The sequence below is a fragment of the Oceanobacillus sp. Castelsardo genome (genome assembly GCF_001659985.1).
In the GTDB taxonomy this organism is placed as follows: domain Bacteria; phylum Bacillota; class Bacilli; order Bacillales; family Amphibacillaceae; genus Oceanobacillus.
Genome location: NZ_LYCS01000010.1, coordinates 36,103 through 60,198, shown reverse-complemented (window position 1 = coordinate 60,198; position 24,096 = coordinate 36,103). Strand labels below are relative to the sequence as shown.

Genomic DNA, 24,096 nt, shown 5'->3' with positions numbered 1-24,096 from the left:
AAAAAAAAGGGTTATAAAAAAGGCTTCTAATCAATACATCTAGTAGTAGTTTGTAAAAATGAGAAGGAGGCGAAACATCATAAGTGTGAATGCAAAGCAACAAGAATATGTCCAGGCGACTTTCCAAGCTCTTACGGATGCCTTGTTACCAGATGATGGATCTCAAAATATGATGGTTTATGAATATGTTATCTATGGATTAAATCATTACGTTTCCATTCAACAGCAATTGCACCACAAAGTTGTCCCTCTTGCTTACCCCACAGCTGTTATGTTAGATGCTGCCGCAACACAGCTAGTAAATGCGCAACTAATACAAGCTAAGCCCCAACCCATATTTTCAGAAGGTCGAATGTTTTCTCATCTTTCTAGAAAAGATCGAGTACGGACTTTATCAAGATTAGAAAATCTTCAGATTGATCTCTATTTATTGCCATCTCCTTTTCAAAATAATGCTGGAATGATCCAACATGTAGTAGATGCCTTAAATCGGTTTTCTGTGTTTGGGTATTATTCAGAATGGCCAGCTTATGGATCTACACGTTTATTTCCACCAGATTACAGAAAACTAGAATATTTTCCGATAAATTGGCAACGAGTCGGCTATCCAGGTGTATCTCTAGGTTACCGTGATTTTCGTGGATTTTTATTCACTATAGATGAAGTGGAGGGTGGCAAATGAATACAAACCCTGATGTAATCGTCATTGGTGCAGGCGCTGGTGGTCCTGTCGTTGCTAAAGAGCTAGGTGAGTTAGGGATCCGAGTATTGGTGCTGGATGCTGGCCCGTGGTATGGAAATAAAAAATGGCCAAAGCCTAATAAAGGTCGCGGGGAAGCGAAAGAAAGCTCTGACCCCAATGATTTAGATGGTGCCCTTTTTCGTAGCCAAATAACTAGACTCGAAAATGATATGGATGATTTGGTTACTGGAAAATTTCGTTGGGGTCCAGCAGATCGTAGACGGACGCCTTGGCACCGAAATATTCCGGACCGGGCATTACTGTGGCAAAGTGCAGGCATTGGTGGAGGTACGCTTCATTACTATTCCAACTCCCCACGTGCATTTCCCGAAGCAATCGATAAGGAATGGCCTATTGATTACAAGGATCTTGTTCCTTATTATGAAAAAGTAGAAGCGACTTTACCCGTTGAATTTGCACCAACGACAACGAAGGAAGCCCTTTTTTACTATGGTGCAGAAAAATCTGGATTTACCCAGAATCGAACATTAGATGTAACAAATACTGGCTACCGGCCGCAACCAAATGCTATTTTGCCCCCAAATAAACATTTAATGGATCCAAACTATTCTTTAGAAGAATTGAGTCATATGGAAGGTTGTACATTAAGTGGACATTGTGGGCAAGGTTGTCCTTATGGTCCCTCTTTAGAAAAGATGGCGAAACGTACAACAGCTGTAAGCTATGTCCCATTGGCGATGAGAACAGGGAATGTGACATTTAGGCCAAATACCTTTGTTACAAAGGTATTAACGGAAATGAATGAAAGTGGAACCCATCATGCAGTCGGAGTTCAAGTACGTGATACATGGACTGGGGAAACGGAAGAAATACAGGCGAAAGTAGTAGTAATGGCAGCAGGTTGTTTCGAAACCCCACGTCTATGGTTGAATTCAGACTTACCACATAATCCATGGGTGGGGCGTGGTTTAACGAATCATTATATGGATACGGTGACTGGTACGTTTGATGAAAAAACCCTAATAGATGTAGTAGGAAGTTCATCTCTAAATCCATTTGTTGGCCATACTTCAGCAGCGCGACTAGACTATCCTGGTCTTGGAATGATTGAAACGATGGGGGAAAGTCCAGGTATAACAGCTCAAACTTTGTTTGGATTTAGTCAGTACGGCTATAACATTTTGAAGCAAGATGATTCAAGCCTGTGGGAACAACAAGGAAGACTTATTGGTTCAGAATTAAATCAGGCCATGAGAGATTATAGAAGGACGCTCACCCTTTTAATTGTCACGGATGACGAGCCCCTTTATCGAAATAGGGTTGAGTTGGACCCTAATATTAAAGATGAGCATGGGCCAGTACCAAAAATTGTTTATTCACCAAGCGAAAAGTCGAAACGGAGAAGAGAGCAATTAACGAAAATCGCTACGAACATTTTACGAGAAGCAGGTGCGAAGAAGGTCCACCGCAGTGACTTGCCTCCGAGTTACTTCATACACATACATAGCACGATGCGAATGGGCTATGTAGTGGATTCATCCTGTGAAGCATATCAAGTGGAACGTCTTTATGTTGCAGATAATAGTGCCGATTATAATAGCTTAGGGGGACCAAATCCAACCTTAACAACACAGGCACTTGCGTCGAGGACAGCGGATATGATTGCAGATAAGTATTTTTAACCAGAAAGGTATTTCAGATAGATAGAATGAGACAAGGGGACGGAAGAATATATTAGACAGTAGCAGTATAAAGGAGGATGGAAATGGCTGTGGAAAACCTAAGATTCACTCATGACGGCTTTTGGATACAGAAAGAAGGGAACACATGTAGAGTGGGATTATCAGTAGAGACTTTAAAAGCGTTTGGGGATGTTTCATTTGTTGATTTATTAGATATAGGTGAAATCAATGAGGGAGATCCTTTTCTACATGTTGAGACATCGAAAGCGGCTAGTGAACTTTCTTCACCGCTATCTGGAAATATCCGTAAAGTGAACTACAAAATTTTAGAAGATGCGGAAAGTCTAAGTGTTCATGATAGGAATAATAATTGGATTGCTGTTTTTGAAAATGTGGTAATGGGAGATGTGTTAAATTTAAAGGAGAAAAGTTTAAGTTGATTTTTAACAGGTGATGGTAGTGTATCTGTGGGTATTTTATGCTTGCCCAAAAAATGGTACTTGAAAATTTCGTTGGACATAGGTATAGTAATAGAGAAAATACTTTATTGCATAAATACTTTATCGCATGAACGTGTAAAAGTTAATATTTATCCTATATAACGGAAAAAAAGTAATTCTATTGGTAGCAGCAAGAAGAGACTGAATGGATGCTGGGAATTCAGGCGGCAATGGAAGTGAAATACACCGTTTATTTAAATGGGAAATAAGAGTGAATGACATAGTTATTAACTAGGGTGGTACCGCGGAGAGCATCTTCGTCCCTGATTTTGGGATGAGAGTGCTCTTTTTTTACATTCTTACACCATAGGGAGGCAGCGGCATGTTTACAACAAAAAGAGCATATTCACCATCAATTGGAGAGGCTTTGACCCTTCTACTGATTATAGTAGGGTTGATTAGTACAAGCATCATTAAATTTTCATCACCCCCACATATTCCGATTTTGTTATCTGTTTTTCTATTAATCTTATACGGATTAGTAAAAAAAGTACCATTTAAAATGTTGGAAGAGGGAATGGTAAATGGTGCTAGATCAGGTTTACCAGCAATTTTTATCTTTTTTCTAATTGGCTTGTTAATTGCTACATGGATGATTAGTGGGACAATACCAACACTTGTCTACATCGGCTTTGAAATGGTCACTCCCCATTTTTTCTACGTCATTGTTTTTGTAATTACAGCTATTGTAGGAATGGTAATTGGAAGTTCGTTAACGACTTCAGCCACTTTAGGAGTAGCTTTTATCGGGATTGCGACAGCACTTGATATCTCATTAGCAGTAACAGCAGGTGCGATTGTTTCAGGAGCTTTTTTCGGAGATAAAATGTCACCACTATCCGATACAACGAATATTGCTTCAAGCATATTAAAGGTCGATTTATTTGAGCATATTCGAAATATGGCTTGGACAACCATTCCGGCCTTTTTGATAAGTCTTGTCCTTTATGCGTTTATTTCACCAAATGTAACAACCGTTGATTTTGATAGGTTAGCTTCTATTCAAGCTGGTTTATTACAAACAAACTTAGTTCATTGGTACAGCTTAATACCGGTAGTAATCCTTATTATCTTTGCCATAAAAAAGGTCCCGGCATTCATTACGTTGGCCTGTATTTCTGTTTTTTCTATTTTTCTGTCACTAGTTCATTACATACCATCCGGAGAGGAATTATTTGGTATTCTATTTAATGGTTATGTATCTACAACAGGTATTGAAGCTATCGATAGCTTATTAACTCGTGGTGGAATTAATAGTATGATGTTCACTGTTGCTCTTGTCATATTAGCTTTAAGTATGGGGGGACTTACCTTTACTTTAGGCATTATTCCAGTAGTATTGGAATCTGTAGGAAAATTATTAAATAATGTGGGCTCTGTTATTATGGCTACTGCATGCACCGCTATAGGAGTTAATGTATTTATCGGGGAACAATACTTATCCATTCTCCTAACTGGAGAAGCATTTCAGTCCAACTTTAAAAAGGTGGGACTTGCTAATAAAAATTTATCAAGGGTGTTAGAGGACGCCGGTACGGTTGTGAATCCTCTCGTTCCTTGGAGTGTTTGTGGTGTGTTTATAACTAATGTTCTCGGAGTACCCACACTCGAATACTTACCGTTGGCATTTTTCTGTTTATTATCACCTGTGCTAACTATTTTGTTTGGATTCACTGGTAAAACATTAACATACACAAACAATGGATAATGGATTCCTCTTATTATGAAAGTGAAAACAGCCTAAATTCTATGAATTTAGGCTGTTTATTTCACTCTATTCTTAACTCATTTATCACTTAATTTAAACTTCTCCACTATCTGTTGTAAATCTTCAGCTATTTTTGTAAGAGAGGAAGCTGAGTTTGAAATTTCCTCCATCGATGCAAGCTGTTCCTGTGTTGATGCAGAGGCGTTTTGAGTTTGACCAGATATTGTCTCGCCAATGGATGCAACATCTTCAAAAATTTGAATGAAATGCTCTGTACTAGAAGAAATTTCTTGAATTTCTGATGTAACTTGCATAATTTGTTCCGTAATGGTATCAACATATCCTGTTATCGTTGTAAATGACTCTCCTGCATGGTGCGCAACGTCAATACCTTTTTCAACCTGTTCTGTGGCTGTTTCCATAGATTTTACAGTGTTACTAGTTTCGGTGTGGATTTTTCCTATCATTTCTTTTATTTGGTCTGCCGATTGAGAGGATTCTTCCGCAAGTTTACGGACTTCATCAGCAACAACGGCAAAACCTTTTCCATGTTCACCAGCTCTAGCAGCTTCAATCGCAGCATTTAATGCAAGCAAGTTAGTTTGATCGGAAATCTCTGTTATAACGTCTACTATATTACTAATTTGTCCAGATAAATCTCCTAATCCCTGGATATTTCTTGCCAAATCATGGGTGTTTTTCTTGATGAATTCCATTTGATTGACAGTTGTTTCTAATGCTTTGTTCCCTTCATTTACAGCCGACATTGTATTTTTTGCTGTTGTGGAAACTTCATCAGAACTTGCTGTAATTTGGCGAATAGAACCAGCCATTTCTTCTGCCATTTGTTTACTATCTTCAATACTATTTGTCTGTCTGTCCATTTCTACCGCAACTTCTTGAATGGATGATGAAATTTGTTCTGTTGCTTGTGTATTTTGTTCAGTACTTGCACTTAATTGTTCAGATGCTGCTGCAACATGATGAGACTTGTCACGAACTTCCGAGATGACTTCATTAAGATTTCCCCTCATATGATTAAAGGATTCGGCCAATGTTCCTAGCTCATCATTTGTATTGATTTCAACATCGACACTCAGATCTCGTTGACTCATTTTTTCACTTACTCCGACTAGTTGATGAATTGGTCTAGTAATCGAGCGAATGATAAATAGGATAATGATGCCTCCTAGAATGAGTGCAATAATGAGAATAGTAAGGGTAGAATGCAAAATTGGTTTAACGGCGTCGTTCACCTCAGTTTGATACATCGTTCCAGCAATCTTCCATCCAGTAATGTCATTAGTTGCAAAGGCTAATTTTTTTTCACCATCAAGATTGTAATTAAACGTTCCGGAGTCGGTAGCATATATTTCTTCATAAAAGTCTTCCTCTGCCACACTACCTGCTTCATTGGTAGGATGACTTATGAAATGTTTGGTTTTATCTAACACAAATAAATAGCCTTCTTCCCCAACTTTTACGGAACTAATGATATCTGTAAGACTTCCAAGTTTTAAGTTAACCGCGACAACGCCTCGACTATCCGAAGTCGCTTTCGCCAATGTAACTACTACATCCTTAGATGATTGCGAGACATAAGGGTCAGTAATAATGACATTACCTTTATTTTTCATTGCCTCCTGATACCAAGGTCGTTCACGAGGGTCATAGTCTGGTGGGTTTTGAAACGAGGTTGGTGAGTTCATAAAATCTCCTGTTTCCGTACCCACATAGGTCTGCTCGACCACGCTTTCCTTAGCCTTTTGAATCGTATCTAGAATTTCCCTCGTTTTAGCATCTTTATCATTTTTGATATTGTTGGCAACAATGGAATTGGACAAATAATCCACGTTTTCCATCTGTGAAATTATGAATTGATCAATAGTTTGATTGACAATCATTACACTTTCTTGAGATGTACCCATCATTACTTGATCCGTATTAGACTTTGAAGTCATATATGTTCCAAGGCCAATAGATATACTAGGTATTAATAAAATAGCTAGAAACGATATAATTAATTTCTTTCTCAGGCTAAGTGATACTTTCGCCGTATTCTTTTTGTTTCTTTTCAAATCACTTTCCTCCAATAAATCTGTATTTTATAGATAGTCTTTTAACTATGAAATTAGACCCTATATACAGTATCGGCAAATAGTCCTATATTCTTAAGGAAAAAGGAAAATACAGTTTATTGTGTCTATTATGAAAACAGGAGGAAAATAAATAAAGTCGTATCATTTTACATGATGGTTGGGATATTTAAATATTCCGATAAATACTCTAATCATTAAAAAGCCCCATGGAACATAAATTAGTCCTAGGAGGGATGTCCATGTCAGGAAGAATATGGGTAGGTCTGTTTTTTCTTATGTTTGGTTTTGGTTTTCTTTTGCATCAGGCTGATATTATTAACATGTCGCAAGTTTTGTCTACTTGGTGGCCATTCATTTTCATTATTATCGGTATTATTCAGTTAACCAATCGTTCATATGCTTCTACAGTGTCCGGTTTCCTATTTTTATTAATCGGGATTATATTTTTGGCAAATCAATGGTACGATTTGAATTTAATTTTTTATTTATGGCCACTTGTTTTCATTTTCATTGGTTTAGTTATCATACTTACCCGAGTTAAAAATGGGAAAACTTCGCATACGAGTGAGAGACTAAACACATTCTTGTTGTTTTCAGGTGCAGAGATTAAAAGTCAATCGAAAAACTTTCATGGTGGTAGTGTTATGACGTTGTGTGGCGGTGTAGAAATAGACCTCCGAGAAGCTATTATCACAGAGAGGACAACACTTGATCTAACCTGTATCATGGGAGGGGCAAGCATCATAGTTCCAGAAAATGTTCGTGTTGAAACATCAGGAATCCCAATCTTTGGTGGATGGGAAGATAATACAAGAAGTATTCATGAGGTTGCCGTATTGAAAATTAATTGTCTTATGATTTTCGGTGGAGCCGAGATTAAGAATTAATATGGTACCAGAGGGACGGGTACCTCGTCCCAAAATGATAGATATTGTCGGAGGATGAGAATGAATAAGCTCGAGGTTGCTCTCACGGTCGAGTAGACAGTGAAAAAAGGAGTAGTTGACCGAGAGAAGAGCTCTCACGGTTGAGTAGTTAGTAAAAACTTGGAGTAGTCGACCGAGAGAAGAGCTCTCACGGTTGAGTAGTTAGTAAAAAATTGGAGTAGTCGACCGAGAGAAGAGCTCTCACAGTTGAGTAGTTAGTAAAAAATTGGAGTAGTCGACCGAGAGAAGAACTCTCATGGTCGAGTTGTCAGTAAAAAAAGAAGTAATCAACCGTGACAAAGATTCACATGGTCTACTTGAAAGGAAAAAAATTTGCTTAATAAGATAGTACAGCCTAACTATGGTTTCACTTAATTTTCCGCAATGTTATAATTTATTATTCAAACTTTCGGTTGAAAATTTATTTATCTTAAAGGTGGTACGTATGGCCAAGCCAAAAAGGAAAAGATTAAACATACCTTGTCATAAACGGATGAACCGTAGCAGCCGTCTGCAGGCTGCGAAGCATTGGATACCAAGATATGATGGAAGCAATCTTATTCATGGGTATAGCAAGCATTTTGCTGTTGACAAGTTATGTGCAGTAAAAGAATTTGAATTATTAGGACTTCCCATAAGCGAAAATTATAAAAGTAAAAAACAACGGGATGCAAAAAGGCGAGGAATAGCCGAAAAGAAAAAGCAAGAATTAATGGGAGGAAATTGGGAAGATAGTGACGAAACATTTGCATTTATTGCTGGATATACGGATGGCGGAACTCCTTACGGGATAACATGGGAAGAGTGGAAACAGTCGAGGGAAAAGGAAGAGAATCGTTATAAAGAAATAATGGAGGAATCCCAAAAAGCTTCACACCAATTTCATGATGATGGGGATCTTCCTTTTTGAAAAGAAATCAAAAGGAAAGGATACTATTAAAAATGAAAAAGTCAAAAGAAGAACGGCAGCGTGATCGTCGAATATTAGATTTATATCATAAACACATGACTGAAAAAGAACTTGAACCATTATTTGACCAATTCAAACAGTGGAAATCAGGGGAATTACCATATTTTGAATTAACAGAGTTCATTCACCAGTTCCATAAAAAGAATCAGGAAATATATAAAACGTTCCACTATTACGATGATGAACATCTTGTTTTCAGGGCAAAGAAGGAATTAAATATGTTCAATGAAAAAGATTTAGAAAATGAAGCGTATCAGCGGTGGATGTACTATTATGAACGTTGACTATATGCATGGAGCGGATACAAGCGTGTCCGCTCTTTATCTACGCGGCGTTACTAAAACTCCCGCCTCTATAGCCGGGAGATAAGTGCCGCCAAGCTTCGAAATAAGGGCGACTAAGTTTCAGGTGGGGTTAAAACTCCACCTGAAACTTAGTCTTCTTTATCATTCTTCACAACCTAATCCTGACAATATGATTCCACCCATGACAAAAACTATCAATATAAACATTGAAAAATAGAAAAAGACTTTTCCTCCGGTATATAAAAAGAAGATAAAGAATGCAATTTGTATCATTGCTAAAATAAATCTAAGTATAATATTAATTTTATTGTCTTCACTTTTAAATAATATAAGATTAGTTATCCCCATCCATATTAGAAGGGTAGCCGAGAGGATAAATGATAAGGATGGTAATGTAACATTGAAGATAAAGCTAAAGTTGTCCTGAGCTAGAAAAATACGATCCGTTTTTGCAGCAATAAATTGATTTAAAGAGAGATGGATGATGTTAAATGATAGTTTTTGTGCTAATAAAGCTAGGGCCAAGCATGTTAAAATAAGAAGGAGTTGAATTGGATTGTTATAAAACAACTTTTTACCTAACTGTAACAATGAATCGCCTCCTTTATCCCTATTTATATGAAAGTATGTCCAAAAACAGTACGATTGGGATATAAATTTAATGAAAATGGTAAGCTCTGTACTGTGGTATTCTTAGCAGCGCCACTTCAACGATTCATGTACAAATTGATGGTTAGGAGTAATAAATAATGGAGACTAGTATAAATAACTATATAAAATATAGTCTTGTACTATTATTAAGTATCTGCTTAATCCTTTTTACTCAAGAAATTAAACTTTCAATCGGTGGGGGGAAAAGGCCGACTAAAACCGCGACGTCCTATCGCAACGTCGGCACTAGCACGTCCTGTGCGTCGAATCCCCCCACTGATTGAAGTTTCACTTTATTATATCTTATCTATTCTTTATCGTAACCTCTGTTACAGCGATATGTTTTCGGGGTTTGATATTATCCATGATAATATCAGCTACATCGTCAGGATGCATTAATTTCTTCGTCTGTTCTTCTGTAAAAATACCATCCCAAAATTCGGTCTTCATTCCGCCCATATATGCAGCATATACTTGAACCCCAGTATTCTTAAGTTCCTCGACTAAACTCTCTGTAAATCCTCGGACCCCAAATTTGCTGGCACAATAAACTGATTCATTTACTTTTCCTTCTTTCCCAGCTGTGGATACGATATTCACAATCATACCTTGTTTTCGTGATTTCATATCCTCTAGGACTTCTTGGGTACAGAAGATCGTTCCTTTTAAATTAATATCTATCATTTGATTTATATATTTCTCTTCAATATTTTCCGCAAGGTCGAATACACCTAACCCTGCATTGTTAATTAATAAATCAATAGAACCTACTTCATTTTGAATGGATTGAAATACATTGGTTACATCTGATTTTGAAGAAACATCTAGTTCATAGATGGAATAACCTGAATGTAATGATTCTGCAGTCTTAATCAGCTTCTCTTTCGTTCGTCCTAATAATATGACATAAGAGCCTAACTCTGAACATTTTTTTGCGAGCGAAGCGCCTAGTCCACTCCCGGCTCCTGTGATGACAACTGTATGTTGATCCATTAACTCTTCCTCCTTTTACATGATGCATTCTTAAGTTTACTATAAAAAGTACTATGGGAACAGGTACCGTCCCGATTGTAACTATAAAAGTTGGAAGAAGAAACTGTTCGCCTGGTTCTTTACATGGTACAATTTATCCATGAAATATTTACAAGCTTTATTTTTTAGAAAGTGAGTTGGAAACATGGCTCTTCACATTCGTGAAGTAACAACTGAAAATTGGCGTTCTATCGCTGCTTTATCCGTATCAGAACAGCAAAAGCAATATATTGAAAGTAATGCTTTTTCTTTAGCAGAATCGAAGTTTGAAGGAAATGGGATTTCTGTGGGATTATATGATGAGGAAACTCTTGTTGGATATGCAATGTACGGATGGTCTTGTCATTTGACTCAAAGTGCATGGTTAGATCGTTTTATGATTGATTATCATTTTCAGGGAAATGGGTATGCAAAACAGTTTCTTCCATTATTAATTCGAAAGATACAATATCAATATGGTTGTAAGAAGGTTTATTTAAGTGTTCATTTAGACAACAAATTAGCACAAAAGCTATACGAATCCTTTGGTTTTCAGTTGAATGGGAAAATCGATGATTCTGGTCCTGTAGTTGGAGTTGTAATGGAATTACATATAGATTGATATAAACAATTGGATTAGCTTGTAGAGAAAGTGTAACTGCTTTCTTCTACAAGCTTTCTTCTTTCCATATCATCCCGATTTTATGTGAAAGTGAATCTCAGCTATGAAAAAAAAGAAGGACAAGTAAAAACACTTGTCCTTCCTCAATCAGTCCTAATGCTTATGTGTTAAAGAAGCTTCAGCCCTAGGCCCACTAACTTTATCAACTAAAAATCCAACAACCGCGCCAACAAATGCTGGTAAAAACCAACCTAATCCATTTTCAAAAAATGGTACAAAACCTATTAATTTAGTAAACATCTCCATTTTAAGTCCAAGGGATGTAAGAACTTCATAGACTGAGTAAATGGTTGTAAGCAATACAGAGAGTCTAAACATCGTTTTACTTTCTGGTAAGAAGTTTTGTGCAATAGAAAGAATGATTAATACAATAGCGATTGGATAGATGAATACCAATAATGGTACAGCAAAACTTAATACAGCATCTAAACCGAAAGTAGAAACAAAGAAACCTAATAAAGTGAACACTGTAGCATATAATTTGTAATTTAATTTTGGATAAATTTCATGGAAGAAACTTGCACATGCACTGATCAAACCAACACAAGTAGTTAGACATGCAAGAATGACAATGACTCCGAATAATAAGCTACCAGTTGATGCGAATAGTAAATTAGACGCTAGCGTTAATATTTGTGCTCCATTTTCGAAAGTTTCCGTTTTGGGAATAACGACTCCAATCCATCCTAGTGATAAATACACAATCGCTAGTCCAACTGCGGCAATTACACCGGCCCCAAATGTACCTTTAATTAATTGTCTATTCGTAGTTGCTCCTTTACCCTTTAATGCTTGAATGACGACAATCCCAAAAGCTAACGCCGCGATTGCATCCATGGTAAAATATCCTTCTAAAATTCCAGCCGTAAATGGAGAAGCAGTATATTTTTCCGTTGCCTGAAGTGGCGGATTGTCTAATATCATAAATGCCCGTACAAAAAGTATAGCTAATGTAAGTAGTAGAATGGGGGTTAATACCTGACCTACTCTATCCACAATTTTACTTGGATTTAATGTTATAAAATACGTGATTCCAAAAAATATGATAGAAAATATAATTAATACGAATTGACCATCTGCATGGAGAACTTGTTGGAATCCAAGTTCATATGCTACGTTCGCAGCACGTGGAATTCCGAACAAAGCACCGATAGATAAATAAACGAGTATTGCGAAAATAATTCCAAAAACTTTATGGACACGGCTACCCATTGCAACAATTCCACCATCTGAGAGTGCAACTGCAAGGACTGCGAAAAATGGAAGCAGAACACCTGTAATAAGAAAACCGATAATGGCTGGAGTAAATTGACTTCCTGATTCTAGTCCAACGATTGGTGGGAAGATTAAATTGCCAGCACCAAAGAATAAAGAAAATAACATAAATCCGATAAAAACAACATGTTTTCTGCTCATCTGTAACACCTCGAGATTGAATTTAATTATAACAAATAAAAAAACTCGTCCCATGTAAGGGACGAGTTTATACTCGCGATACCACCCAAATTCCGTATGTATGAAAAATAACATACGACACTCTAGCTACGTACTATCATACGCGCTCCTTTAACGGCGGAATTCCGTCAAAGCTTACTTATGTTCAGCTTTGCATCTCAGAGATGATCTTCGGATATGAGCTGTACATCGACTTTCACCAAATGTCGACTCTCTAGGGAACAGGATTCCTATCTTACTCTTTCTCGTCACGGATTTTATTCGAAATAATTATAACTTATTTATAACAAAATACGACAAGGTTGTCAATGGTTTTTTTTGAATATTTACTTTGTACTAAAAATTAGTGGTTTTTAATCTTTTGGGACGTAGGGACATGGGACGTAGGGACAGGTACATTGGCTCGTGTGGGACAGGTACATTGGCTCATGCGATTTCCGGGACGATGGACCTGTCCCTGTGTCTCCTTACTTTTTAGGTGTTTCTAGGGATACATTAAAGTATTACGAGGAAAAGGAATTGGTCAAACCTAAGCGTAATGAAAATGGTTATAGAAAATATAATCAATATGATATTCATGATGTTATCACAACGAATTTTTATAGAGAACTAGATATTGAGATTAAGAAGATTCAGGAGATAAGGCGTAGTAAGAGTGTAGAGAGTTTGGAGTATGTATTAGAAGAAAAAGAAGCGAAAATTCTAGAGGAACTGGAATATAAAAAACGTGTTCTAAAGCAAATAAAATCGGTGAAAGAGGACTGCAATAAAATAAAAAGACATTTAGATCACTATACAATTAAAGAGATGAAACCAATAGAAGTTAAAGGCGAAATAACGGACTACACTGCTTATAATGAATATGACATAATAAGAAATGGTACAGAAAGTTTAAATAGAGCTGTCACTTTAATGAGTGTAAGACGAGTTATACGTTTTGATGAAGAAGAGATGAAAGAGGATAAATTTATCGTTGTAAATGAAATAGAAGATACTAATAATAGTCCTAAAGGTGAGGTCCTTGCTCATCCGAAATGTATTTATATGGTTATAGAAAATGGTAGAGCGGTTAATGGTGGGAAAAATATGGATCGTGAAATAGGAGAAAGGCTTTTAAACATAGCACGAGAAAATGGATATGAGCTATTAGAGGCCCCCTAACCAAATTATCCAAAAATGCAATGAGCCAAAGTCCAGAACCTGTAAATGAAAATGCTACAATTTGAGTATCATTTGTATTTTATGATAGGGATTTTATCTTTTTCGATTATAGTGACGTTGTTTTATAACCTAAATAAGAACCTATTGATACCGATTATTGTTCATCAATTATTTAATTTTTCTCTTGTGATGATTAAAGGAGATTTATTAGATATTCTTGTATTTGTTATGCTTACCTATTTTGTCATCGCAATGATACTAATTGTTATCAATCCTAAGGAAATTCTGTATAAATATGGAATGAAATGATGATAGGGGAGCAATTTAAGTTTTTCCAGTTGAAAGACTAGTTATGTTTTTGAAAAGGGAGGTCCCAATGATGAAAACATATTACATCCCTATTTTATTAGTATTACTCCTGACTTTTATGGTAGGAAGTTTCTTTATTTTGCGATTGGATAGTATTAGCAACTCTACCGTGATTATATTGACGCTATCCTTAATGATTGTTCCTCCAGCGGGTATCTATTGGTTCTTCATTCGTCCAAAATCATTACCGAAACTTTTTATCTATTTTTCTTTTATTCTGTGTTTAGGAATGTCTTATATCATTATCCCCTCCTCACAAAAAGGGTTTTTTAATCAAATCTTAGTTTGGCTCATCCCTGTATTAGAGGTTAGTATCATCCTGATTGTCGTGTATAGTATTATTAAAAGCATCTTCCATTATAAAGCGAATAATAAGAATAGGGATCAAAGTTTTATAGATGTAGTGAGGATATCTCTTGAACCAAAGCTAGGAACGGGATTCCTGTTAGAGGCTGTTCTAACTGAACTAAGTGTTCTCTATTATTCCATTTTCATTCGGTTTCGAAAGCCTAATAGGAAAGAGAAACAGAATTCTTATACGTACCATAAAACGTCACAGATTAAGATGATTGTTATTTTATTTTCAATCTTAATTGTAGTGGAAGGCGTATTTTTCCATTATCTAATCCATTAATGGAGCACCGTCCTTGCGTGGATATTTACCATTCTAAATATTTATGCTCTGTTGTATATGATTGGGTTATATCATTCGGTGAAATGTTTACCTCATTATCTAAAAAAAGACAAAGTAATCATTCGTTTAGGATTTCAGAGTAGTGTAGAGATAGATATGGATAATATTAAGAGTGTCAAGAAGGCTAAGGAAAGTGAATTTGGAGTAAAGATTCCGAAAAGTACCTATTACTCTTTGTTAAAGATTGATACTCCGGATTTTGAACTGTTGTTAAAAGAGCCAACAATGATGAGGTCCTCTTACAGTAATAATAAATATATCGATACGGTTATATTTAGGGCAGATGAAGCGGATAAAATGATAGAGGAGATAAAGTATTTCATAAATCGTTGAGAAATTACGATTTAATTAAGGAAACTGGCCATTTACATAAAAGGGGACAGGCTTTTCCAGATCAACAAGATTGCAGTATTTTAAAAAAGAATTCAAACGGAAATAAGGAGGATATCACTTAAGATGCAGTCAATCGAGATACAACTATTGTCTAGTAATGCAAGTACTAATACTATGGACATGGAGCGTATTACGAACATAGTCAACCGTGTGTATAAAGCATCAGAGAAAGGTCTTTGGATGCATGGGGCAGTCCGTACGTCAGTTGAGGAAATGGCAGAATACACTAGCAACGGTGAGATTGCCGTTGCAAGATCGATGGGGAAAATAATCGGATGTGTCCGTGTTCGACGGCTTGACGAGGAAACGGGAGAATTCGGAATGCTAGCGGTGGACAATCAATTCCAGGGGGGGTGGCACTGGACGAGAGTTAATCCATTTTGCTGAACAAATGTGCAAAAAAGAACACCTTCGTAAGATGCAACTCGAATTGTTAGTACCTCAGAATGGTTCTCACTCATCCAAATCAATCTTGGAAAACTGGTATGTTCGAATTGGCTATCGTCCAGTCCGTATGGAAACCATTGAAGCATTATTTCCCGATTTGGCGCAGATGCTAGCCGTTCCCTCTATGTTTGTCGTTTTTCAAAAAGAATTAAAATAGTGGCTAAGAACGTTAATTTCATTTGTCTTATTAAAGGAAGCATCCTGTTCAATCTCTCGAAAAAGTCACACCTTTGCCAAGCTGTCACACATAAGATATACGGTATGATTATAAGAAGGAGGGTCCTCCGTGTATAATTACGGTCATCCATACGTGGTTTATCCATATTATCAACCGCAAAGAATGAATACGGTTCCTGTGAATTATGCTCCCGTGTATCGAAGTGATTCATTACAGAATACGGTAAGACAGCAAAACCATTATCCACCCGTTGATATCCAGCAGTTAGATGAATCCGTTCGCAGATTCCAGGGGCTAATGAAACAGGCTAATTTATTACTAACGAAATTAGTCAATGATCCAGTTTTTGCAAAGGAACTTATGAGTGAAGCTCAACAATCGAATACAACGAAAGTAGATGAATTGATTAAATCTACAGGAATTACCATTGATATTGAAACATCTTTTACTCCAACAGGCATTCGAATCATATTGGCTAATTCAGAAATAGCAGGACAATGCTGTGAACTGCTTATTGCGTTACGTTGGTAGTGTTGTAGGATTTTAGCAGGTGGTAACTTTTTTATGGAAAAAATGTGTTATTAATCTATAAAAGTGGAACTTATTGCAAATGACCCTGGTTCTATACCAGAGTCATATTTTTTAGACATTCGTCTTAATATGATATAAAAGTACTGAGTTTTTTTAAATGTTTCACTGTTTATCTTGAATTATCTCCGTTTTTTAGAGGGGATTGATTTCTAAGAGAATTTTTATAGGTTTAGTCCTTAATAGGGATATTCACGACAAGAGGAGGCTATTTTATGAAAAATAATAAAAAAGTTTTGATAGCAATATTTACTTTAGTATTAGTAATTTTATTGGTAGCTTGTGAAAGTTCATCTGAAGAATCAAGCAATGCGTCGGACAACCAGTCGCAAAACAATTTGTCTCAAAACACAAATGATGATTCTTCTAATGCAAATACCACGGAAAGTGTTTCAAACATTGACACCAGTAATTCAGACACCATCGTTACAGACCATAATAATACAAATAAAACAGAGGATACACCCAAAAATGTACATACAAAAGAAGAAGAACCTTCTACTAATTATACGGGCGGAAGACTGAAGGAAGAGTATCTCAAGAAATTAAACAACGCTAAAAAAGAAGCGGAAGAATTGGAAGCGGTAGATTCATCGACATATGCTTTGAAAAAAATAGAAAACGATAGATGGGATATTTGGGATGAATGGTTGAATGAAATTTATGGAGTTTTAAAGGAGCAACTGCCACCAGAAGAGATGAATCAATTAAAAGAAGAACAACGGAATTGGATTAAATATAGAGATGATCGTGCATTGGAAGCATCGTTAAAATATAAAGGTGGTACCCAGGAACACTTGGAATATGTGACTGTACTAGCAATTCTTACAGAAGAAAGATGTTATGAATTAGTTGAGGAGTATATGAACGAAAAAACAAAAGAAACAAAAGATACAGGGGGGGATTAGAGATGATTGGTTGGTTTAATGTTGGCAGCCTCGTATTTGGACTAATTGCGTGGATACTCCCAATTATGAATCTAATACGGGATAAAAAGCAGGGAAATAATAATTGGGTTGTTCTATCCATTATAAGTATTAGTGCTTGTTCTATTTCGCTATATTTCCAGATTTTAAATAGCTATCATCGAGTAAGGATTGAGGATTGGTCTGCTCTTATGGATATAATGGGAGCTAGGGTATTCGTTACAGCAATCCTTCTCATCATTACCATTATTCTAAATGTAATTACTCTCCTTGTATATCGAAATAGAACAGTTAAATAGGGAGATTGTGAAGAGGTGGATTTAAACTAGTGTTTTAGTGAGAGAAGTTTTTTGGCAGGGAAAAAAACATTGAATTATTAGATGTATTATTTTTATCGATGCTATACTTTAAAATATACAGTTATTAGGGGGAATCCAAAATATTTACTGAAGATAAAATCAAAGAATATCAAAATAAATTTCCCGAATTAGATAATATTCTTGCGTTAAAACCTATGCTCTGGCTGAATCCTAACCTGACTAAAATGAATGAAATCCATTCGATGGACCTTAATAAGGAAGACATGATCCAAGCGGAGGAGTTCTGGCAAAAAAGTGCGGCTTTTTTTAGAAAGGAATTTTCTGAGGTGCGAGAAACAAATGGAATCATAGAATCTCCATTAAGAAAAATAAACAATTTAAAGGAATCCCTTGACAAACAATTTGATGTAAAAATCAATGGAAACCTTTATTTAAAATGCGATAACGAATTACCGATTGCCGGTTCCATTAAAGCGAGAGGTGGATTTTATGAAGTTCTATATTATGCAGTGAGTCTTGCAAAGAAGGCCGGATTAATTAATGAAAAAACAGAAGACTACGGAGTTTTATCCACTTCAACATGTAAAGAACTTTTTAAAAACTATCATATTGGAGTTGGCTCCACTGGGAATTTAGGATTAAGTATTGGAATCATGAGTGCAAAGCTTGGCTTTCAAGTGTCTGTTTATATGTCACGGGATGCAAAACAATGGAAGAAGGATCTTTTACGGGAAAAAGGTGCGACTGTTCTTGAATTTGATGGTGATTTTAGTCAGGCGGTTGCGATTGGAAGGCAACAAATGTTGGAAAAGCCGAATGGGTACTTTGTTGATGACGAAAGTTCCAAACACTTGTTTTTAGGGTATAGCACGGCTGCATTCCGGTTGAAAAAACAATTAGAAGAGAAAAATATTATCGTAAATCAGGAACACCCATTATTTGTATATCTTCCATGTGGTGTTGGTGGAGCACCGGGTGGAATAACATTTGGGTTGAAACAAGTCTTTGGTGACCATGTCCATTGTTTTTATACAGAGCCTGTAAAATCGCCTTCGCATTTACTGGGTCTTTTAACAGGAAAAAAAGACTGTATTAGTGTTCAAGATTTTGGGATTGATAATATCACGGATGCGGATGGGTTAGCGGTAGGACGACCATCGAAATTTGCAAGTCATTTTAGTGAGAAAATGGTTAGTGGAATTTATACGTTGGAAGACAGAACATTATATGAATTATTGACGCTTCTTGCTGATACGGAAGAAATGCATGTAGAACCTTCTGCAACAGGGGGATTAGTTGGTGCGTATCAAGTAGAAAAATCGAAGTATATGGAAAAAATGAATGTGAAAATGGCTACACATATCGCTTGGTCCACTGGAGGAGGATTGGTCCCAAAAGAGGAAATGAAGGGATTTTATGAGAGAGGCCGTATGTACCTCGGGAGCGGAAAGTAAATAAAATAAGAACTTCAAACAAATAGAAGGGGAAAATGTTGGCAGCATATTTGACTTGAATGGTTTAAATGGCATGTTATTTGTTGTGCTTTTTGGCTATCTAATTGTTTTAGCGGTTGTGGCTTATCCTATTTTAAAAAAGGATAATAAAGATCGACCAGATTGGTTGTATGGGATAAGAAATAAATAGCCAAATGGTGTTCCGGGGATAAATGTAAAAGAACAAGGAATATTTCAAGAAACAAATGAACCTTTTCATCGGTCCGGTTGTATAAGTTAATAGAAGGATGAAAAGGAGTGGAGAATGTAATGGCTTTAGGGTGGATAATAAGTACGATTGTTGCGGCTATGCTTGGAACAACCTTTGCAACTCTAATTGCAACGATGAATAAGAAGGTCGTTCGGGATAAAAGAGGAGATATTGATTTTAGTAAATCAGATATTTATTTTCAATGGACGAGATGGGATTACACGATAATTGTGGCAGCAGTTTATACATTTTTATGTATCACAGGACTTCTCGTATTCCTATTGCGGGGGGATACCATTGAAAGTCCTTGGATCCAATTTTTTATTCATCAAACATTTGTTTTTTCGTTAATTACATTTCTTTGGTTTATTACGAGAATTGCTTTTGTGTTTAAGGGGATAAAAAAGCGGTGGTCCGATGAATTTAAATAAAGATACAGTACCTGAGAATGCGGGGAAGCATGAGGAGTATTCGCTAGAAAAATTATTTGTCACGTACCAAAATCCAATTTATCAATTTGTCTACCGCTATTGCCAGGATGAACAACTAAGTATGGATATCGTTCAAGATACATTTGTTCGATTTCATAAATATAAGGGAAACTTCGACGTGGCGAAATCGAGTATGAAAACGTATTTGTTCCGAATGGCGTATCAACTCATGATTAATCGATTAAAAAGGCGTAGTCGATGGAAAAAGTTATTACCCTTTTTATATGAACGAAACGTAGAGCAAGAATTACCTCTAGAAGAAAAACTGACCGTCCAAGAAGCAATCCAACAACTCTCCGATGTACAACGTGCGGTTATTCTACTAACGTATTATCACGATTTGACACAAAAGGAAATAGCAAACATTCTTGAAATCCCATTAGGTACGGTGAAGTCCCGAATGCATACTTCGCTAAAGAAATTGAAGGGAATATTGGAGGTAGACGAATGAGTAAAAAAGATTTTCCAAGTGAACTTCAGAAAAAATTGGATGAATTTCAAGTGGACGTACCAGAAATTCCAATAAAAAGAACCATGCTTGATAGTATTGCAAATTACATTTACGCTCCAGCAAAAAATCCACTAGAAATTTTCCATATAAAAGGGAATTCTATAACAGGGCTGATATGGTATCCGTTTATTTTGATTTTTGTATTGTTTTTTGCTCCAATTTTCTTTATATAATGAGTTTTTTATGCTAAAAATGGAGGTTTTCCATAGAAAAATAGGAATCGTTTTTCGAAGGACGACCTCTATTAAGAACAGTCGGTTTTCGGTTTAATTATTCTTAAAATAAAGGTGATATTTTCAACAGAATCGATTATAATGATGGTAAGAGGAGGCTGCTAAAATGAAATGGCAAGAGGCAAGAGAAATATTCCCAGATCAATTTCTTTTAGTTTCAATTCTGGATTACCATTTTGAAGATGATAAGGCAATCGTTGATGAAGTGGTACCAATACGATCAATTAAATTTGAAGATGCAAATAAAGAGCTTTCTAATGCTGAAGACGGTACAACAGTGTACCATACGGTGAATAAAAACTTTATTTTACATAGGTGGAAACCTGTAAGAAGACTTAAACGAATAAAATGAATACGTTTACAGTTTATAATACAAAGTAGATTTCTAGATTGATAAAGGACAATATTAATTAATTGAAAAATATTCATATGGAATAATATTTAAAAATTATAGAAACAGCCCCCCATTGTTTGATATTATTATTAACAATTGGGGGCTATTTTGGTGCAGGAATTTATAGGTGGGTGATTATGAAAAGGATTATTTTGTTTGACGGCGAATGTAATTTTTGTGACTATAGTGTTCAATTCATCATCAAAAGGGATCCAAAAGGACATTTTCAATTTGCTTCGTTACAAAGTGATATTGGAAAAGAATTATTGAAAAAGTACAATGCCCCTCAAGCTATGGATAGTTTTGTTTTGATAGAAGGGAATCACTGTTATTTTAAATCATCCGCAGCCCTCCGAGTTTGTAAACATTTGAAAGGTGCATGGAAACTACTATACTTCTTACTAGTTGTTCCAAGCCCTTTAAGAGATATCTTTTATGAATTAGTCGCTAAAAATAGATATAAATGGTTTGGAAAGAAGGAGCGTTGTATATTACCTTCTGTAGAAGAGAGGGAACGTTTTTTAGTAGATAGAAGGAAAGAATAAATCATTCTTCTTCCGATATAAGTATAATAGAATTCAACTATTTCACTGGAAAACTTTAGTTTCCTTTTATGATAGTAATACATGTATAACGGAAAGATATAACAAGCACAGAAAGTTGGATAGATATGACAAGCAGAAAACTTATCTTTTTTGATATAGACGGAACATTACTGGATCACGAGAAAAAACTACCACCTTCCACAAAGGAGGCCATTTTTCTATTAAAAGAAAAAGGACATGAAGTAGCCATTGCGACAGGGCGTGCTCCTTTTATGTATACTGATTTGCGGGAAGAATTGGGGATTCATACATTTGTGAGTTACAACGGACAATACGTTGTTTTTAATGGGGAAGAGATATATACCAATCCATTAAATACAGCCTCTCTATTAAAATTAACAGAAACAGCACTTAGCAATAATCATCCAATTGTTTATATGGATCATGAAGATATGAAGGCTAATGTACAAGAACATCCATTTATTAATGAAGGAATAGCTTCTTTAAAAATCAAACAATTCCCGGACCATGACCCTTATTATTACAAAGGACGTGAATTATACCAATCCCTTTTGTTTTGTCCAGAAGAGGAAGAAAAACAATACGAAGCGGAATTTACTGATTTCGATTTTGTCAGATGGCATCCTTTATCAGTAGATGTACTGCCAAAAGGAGGATCAAAAGCAAGGGGAATTGAAAAACTTGTAGACAAGCTAGGATTTTCAAAGGAAGATGTCTACGCCTTTGGTGACGGATTAAATGATATGGAAATGCTAACCACGGTGCAAAATAGTGTTGCAATGGGAAATGCTGTGGATGAAGTAAAATCGGTAGCAAGATATGTTACGAAATCGGTGGATGATAATGGAATTTATCACGGGTTGAAGATGGTAGGTTTGTTGTAATTTGTAGGGTTGGACAATTATAACAATATAACAATTACCACCTGGTGTTCGCGTACAAGTTATCAATCATAAAAAGCAAGTACACCCAGACAGAGGAGCATCATGTTTAAATGAATCAAGAATTTCTTTATGTTATTGCAATTATTATGCTAGGTTATCTATTAAAGCGATTTAATATTTTAGAAGAAAAAGATGGCCAAATTATCTCGAAAATTATATTTAAGATTACTTTTCCTGCATTAATTTTTGTCACATTCAATACAGTAAAGATCGAAGCTAGTTTAATATATATACCCATTATCATCTTCATATATGGTCTAGTAGCAACTTTTATTGCCTTATGGGTATTTAAAAATAAGGAAAAAGAAATTAAGGGTTCCTTTATGATGATATCTTCGGGATTTAATGTTGGACTGTTTGCTTTTCCCCTCGTATTTGCGATATGGGGAATGAACGGACTAACCCATTTCAGTATGTTTGATGTGGGAAATTCAATGATTACATTGGGGATAGCTTATATATTGGGAAGTTATTTTTCAAAAGAAGGATTAAGCTTAAAACCGGTTGAAATTTTCAAGAAACTTGGCCAATCCATTCCCCTAATGGCCTACGTAGTAGCAAGTATTTTAAATCTTACTCAGATCAAATTACCTATCTTCATAATTGAAGTAGCAGAAATCATATCTGCGGCTAATATACCTTTATCGTTATTACTGTTGGGGATCTTTTTAAATTTTAGATTCGATAAACAATTTATGAAACCAATGTTAAAATATTTAACCTTTCGATATGCATTAGGTTTACTATTTGGAGTGATTTTATTCTTTGTTCTCCCGTTTGATGAGATGTATCGTTATACTTTACTAATCGGATTGTTACTCCCAATTGCTTCATCGGCAATTACGTATGCGGTGGAATTTAAATACAGCATGGATAGCATACGGTTAATTGCGACTACATCCAACATCACCGTGTTGGTTAGTATGGTTATTCTGTATGTTTTTGCCAATTTTATTCCGCATTAACTGGCTGTAAGAGCCCACTGATTGAAGTTTCACTTTATATAAGAAATTAGAGACGTGTAATACAATTTCCATCCATATTCTAGGCTTCTGTCTAATCAAATTTCCTTCTCTAGAATAGCTTAATCTTAGGCATAGGTATTTGTTTTATGTTGAATTGACTCATATATAAACAAGGAGGAAAGAGTATGTATCATGAACAAAATGTACATCACGTACATCCAGGAGACGAGAGAATAATTGGATTCGGCTTTGGAGCCCCTTTTATTGGTGGAGTTTTAGGAGGTTTATTAGGTAGCGCTATTATAGGTCCACCCGGTTATCCATATCCGTACCCACCATATCCATATTATGGTGGTTATGGATATCCTTATTATGGCTATCCATATTATTATGGGTATTAACCGTTATTTATATAAAAATTTTTTGGTTAAATAATTAGTTAGGTTTTCATATAGCTATGGGGTTAAATGTGGAGATTAGGTGTATTTTTTAGGTAGGGATAGAGATTAACAAAAATCCA

The 24,096-nt window shown here is 35.8% G+C and carries 30 protein-coding genes and 1 other annotated feature; of the genes, 26 read left to right on the top strand and 4 right to left on the bottom strand.

Annotation, left to right across the window (positions count from 1 at the left end; genetic code table 11):
• The first annotated feature begins 85 nt into the window (after positions 1-85).
• The 4 genes from A9178_RS15095 to nhaC all read left to right on the top strand — a co-directional run bounded on the left by A9178_RS15095 (position 86) and on the right by nhaC (position 4,593).
• Positions 86-682, top strand: a complete 597-nt coding sequence (locus A9178_RS15095; protein WP_082918225.1) for a hypothetical protein — start codon at positions 86-88, stop codon at positions 680-682.
• Positions 679-2,385 (top strand): GMC family oxidoreductase N-terminal domain-containing protein, encoded by a 1,707-nt coding sequence (locus A9178_RS15090; protein ID WP_068676765.1) that lies wholly within the window; start codon positions 679-681, stop codon positions 2,383-2,385. The genes A9178_RS15095 and A9178_RS15090 overlap by 4 nt, the downstream gene beginning before the upstream one ends.
• Positions 2,386-2,468: 83 nt before the next feature.
• Positions 2,469-2,825, top strand: coding sequence for a glycine cleavage system H family protein (locus tag A9178_RS15085; RefSeq protein ID WP_068676763.1), 357 nt, complete (start codon positions 2,469-2,471; stop codon positions 2,823-2,825).
• Positions 2,826-3,207: 382 nt separating this feature from the next.
• Entirely contained in the window at positions 3,208-4,593 is a 1,386-nt protein-coding gene (nhaC, locus tag A9178_RS15080) for a Na+/H+ antiporter NhaC (protein ID WP_068676761.1), read from the top strand.
• A 77-nt stretch (positions 4,594-4,670) separates the two neighbouring features.
• Here the strand turns inward: nhaC and A9178_RS15075 are convergent, their stop codons facing one another.
• A complete protein-coding gene (locus A9178_RS15075; protein WP_068676759.1) occupies positions 4,671-6,671 on the bottom strand; it encodes a methyl-accepting chemotaxis protein in 2,001 nt (666 codons plus the stop codon).
• Between the two features lie 260 nt (positions 6,672-6,931).
• On the opposite strand from A9178_RS15075, the gene A9178_RS15070 reads away from it, so the two are divergent.
• From A9178_RS15070 to A9178_RS15060, 3 genes are all read left to right on the top strand, one after another.
• The gene (locus tag A9178_RS15070; protein WP_068676757.1) at positions 6,932-7,579 is read left to right on the top strand and encodes a LiaF transmembrane domain-containing protein; all 648 of its coding nucleotides are present in this window, start codon (positions 6,932-6,934) and stop codon (positions 7,577-7,579) included.
• Positions 7,580-8,063: 484 nt separating this feature from the next.
• Positions 8,064-8,528, top strand: a complete 465-nt coding sequence (locus A9178_RS19020; RefSeq protein WP_068676755.1) for a hypothetical protein — start codon at positions 8,064-8,066, stop codon at positions 8,526-8,528.
• Entirely contained in the window at positions 8,525-8,872 is a 348-nt protein-coding gene (locus A9178_RS15060; protein ID WP_068676753.1) for a hypothetical protein, read from the top strand. The genes A9178_RS19020 and A9178_RS15060 overlap by 4 nt, the downstream gene beginning before the upstream one ends.
• Before the next feature lie 162 nt (positions 8,873-9,034).
• Here A9178_RS15060 and A9178_RS15055 read toward each other — a convergent pair whose 3' ends face one another.
• Positions 9,035-9,484 (bottom strand): hypothetical protein, encoded by a 450-nt coding sequence (locus tag A9178_RS15055; RefSeq protein ID WP_068676751.1) that lies wholly within the window; start codon positions 9,482-9,484, stop codon positions 9,035-9,037.
• Between the two features lie 363 nt (positions 9,485-9,847).
• Positions 9,848-10,537, bottom strand: coding sequence for an SDR family oxidoreductase (locus A9178_RS15050; RefSeq protein WP_068676749.1), 690 nt, complete (start codon positions 10,535-10,537; stop codon positions 9,848-9,850).
• 184 nt (positions 10,538-10,721) lie between these two features.
• Here A9178_RS15050 and A9178_RS15045 point away from each other — a divergent pair, with 184 nt between their 5' ends.
• Positions 10,722-11,177: a GNAT family N-acetyltransferase gene (locus tag A9178_RS15045; protein WP_068676747.1), complete on the top strand. Its 456-nt coding sequence runs from the start codon at positions 10,722-10,724 to the stop codon at positions 11,175-11,177.
• Between the two features lie 153 nt (positions 11,178-11,330).
• Here A9178_RS15045 and brnQ read toward each other — a convergent pair whose 3' ends face one another.
• The gene (gene brnQ, locus A9178_RS15040) at positions 11,331-12,653 is read right to left on the bottom strand and encodes a branched-chain amino acid transport system II carrier protein (protein WP_068676745.1); all 1,323 of its coding nucleotides are present in this window, start codon (positions 12,651-12,653) and stop codon (positions 11,331-11,333) included.
• Positions 12,654-12,707: 54 nt separating this feature from the next.
• Positions 12,708-12,953, bottom strand: a binding site (T-box leader).
• Positions 12,954-13,151: 198 nt separating this feature from the next.
• Between brnQ and A9178_RS15035 the strand changes: the two genes are divergently transcribed.
• The 18 genes from A9178_RS15035 (at position 13,152) to A9178_RS14960 (ending at position 23,977) form a co-directional block, all read left to right on the top strand.
• Positions 13,152-13,853, top strand: coding sequence for a MerR family transcriptional regulator (locus tag A9178_RS15035; protein WP_082918223.1), 702 nt, complete (start codon positions 13,152-13,154; stop codon positions 13,851-13,853).
• A 45-nt stretch (positions 13,854-13,898) separates the two neighbouring features.
• Positions 13,899-14,162, top strand: coding sequence for a hypothetical protein (locus A9178_RS15030; protein ID WP_068676739.1), 264 nt, complete (start codon positions 13,899-13,901; stop codon positions 14,160-14,162).
• A gap of 70 nt (positions 14,163-14,232) precedes the next feature.
• Complete coding sequence (locus A9178_RS19405) at positions 14,233-14,856, top strand: hypothetical protein (protein ID WP_231889862.1); 624 nt, start codon at positions 14,233-14,235, stop codon at positions 14,854-14,856.
• A 156-nt stretch (positions 14,857-15,012) separates the two neighbouring features.
• The gene (locus tag A9178_RS19400; protein ID WP_231889861.1) at positions 15,013-15,249 is read left to right on the top strand and encodes a hypothetical protein; all 237 of its coding nucleotides are present in this window, start codon (positions 15,013-15,015) and stop codon (positions 15,247-15,249) included.
• Positions 15,250-15,372: 123 nt separating this feature from the next.
• Entirely contained in the window at positions 15,373-15,696 is a 324-nt protein-coding gene (locus tag A9178_RS18745; RefSeq protein WP_082918222.1) for a GNAT family N-acetyltransferase, read from the top strand.
• Positions 15,697-15,739: 43 nt separating this feature from the next.
• Positions 15,740-15,913 (top strand): hypothetical protein, encoded by a 174-nt coding sequence (locus tag A9178_RS18740; RefSeq protein WP_156520778.1) that lies wholly within the window; start codon positions 15,740-15,742, stop codon positions 15,911-15,913.
• A gap of 129 nt (positions 15,914-16,042) precedes the next feature.
• The gene (locus A9178_RS18735; RefSeq protein WP_082918220.1) at positions 16,043-16,465 is read left to right on the top strand and encodes a YuzC family spore coat inner layer protein; all 423 of its coding nucleotides are present in this window, start codon (positions 16,043-16,045) and stop codon (positions 16,463-16,465) included.
• A 272-nt stretch (positions 16,466-16,737) separates the two neighbouring features.
• Complete coding sequence (locus tag A9178_RS15010) at positions 16,738-17,430, top strand: lysozyme inhibitor LprI family protein (RefSeq protein ID WP_068676737.1); 693 nt, start codon at positions 16,738-16,740, stop codon at positions 17,428-17,430.
• A 2-nt stretch (positions 17,431-17,432) separates the two neighbouring features.
• On the top strand, positions 17,433-17,747 hold the full coding sequence (locus A9178_RS15005) for a hypothetical protein (protein ID WP_068676735.1): 315 nt from the start codon (positions 17,433-17,435) through the stop codon (positions 17,745-17,747).
• Positions 17,748-17,887: 140 nt separating this feature from the next.
• A complete protein-coding gene (locus A9178_RS15000) occupies positions 17,888-19,222 on the top strand; it encodes a D-serine ammonia-lyase (protein ID WP_068676734.1) in 1,335 nt (444 codons plus the stop codon).
• 309 nt (positions 19,223-19,531) lie between these two features.
• Positions 19,532-19,903, top strand: a complete 372-nt coding sequence (locus tag A9178_RS14995) for a hypothetical protein (protein ID WP_068676732.1) — start codon at positions 19,532-19,534, stop codon at positions 19,901-19,903.
• The gene (locus tag A9178_RS14990) at positions 19,890-20,414 is read left to right on the top strand and encodes an RNA polymerase sigma factor (protein ID WP_068676730.1); all 525 of its coding nucleotides are present in this window, start codon (positions 19,890-19,892) and stop codon (positions 20,412-20,414) included. Before A9178_RS14995 ends, A9178_RS14990 begins: the two co-directional genes overlap by 14 nt.
• Complete coding sequence (locus A9178_RS14985) at positions 20,411-20,647, top strand: hypothetical protein (protein WP_068676728.1); 237 nt, start codon at positions 20,411-20,413, stop codon at positions 20,645-20,647. The genes A9178_RS14990 and A9178_RS14985 overlap by 4 nt, the downstream gene beginning before the upstream one ends.
• A gap of 166 nt (positions 20,648-20,813) precedes the next feature.
• Entirely contained in the window at positions 20,814-21,059 is a 246-nt protein-coding gene (locus A9178_RS14980) for a hypothetical protein (protein ID WP_068676726.1), read from the top strand.
• Between the two features lie 179 nt (positions 21,060-21,238).
• Complete coding sequence (locus A9178_RS14975) at positions 21,239-21,646, top strand: thiol-disulfide oxidoreductase DCC family protein (RefSeq protein ID WP_068676725.1); 408 nt, start codon at positions 21,239-21,241, stop codon at positions 21,644-21,646.
• A gap of 125 nt (positions 21,647-21,771) precedes the next feature.
• Positions 21,772-22,551: a Cof-type HAD-IIB family hydrolase gene (locus tag A9178_RS14970; protein ID WP_068676723.1), complete on the top strand. Its 780-nt coding sequence runs from the start codon at positions 21,772-21,774 to the stop codon at positions 22,549-22,551.
• Positions 22,552-22,661: 110 nt separating this feature from the next.
• Positions 22,662-23,576: an AEC family transporter gene (locus A9178_RS14965; RefSeq protein ID WP_068676721.1), complete on the top strand. Its 915-nt coding sequence runs from the start codon at positions 22,662-22,664 to the stop codon at positions 23,574-23,576.
• A gap of 185 nt (positions 23,577-23,761) precedes the next feature.
• Positions 23,762-23,977, top strand: a complete 216-nt coding sequence (locus tag A9178_RS14960) for a hypothetical protein (protein WP_068676719.1) — start codon at positions 23,762-23,764, stop codon at positions 23,975-23,977.
• The last annotated feature ends 119 nt before the right edge of the window (positions 23,978-24,096 follow it).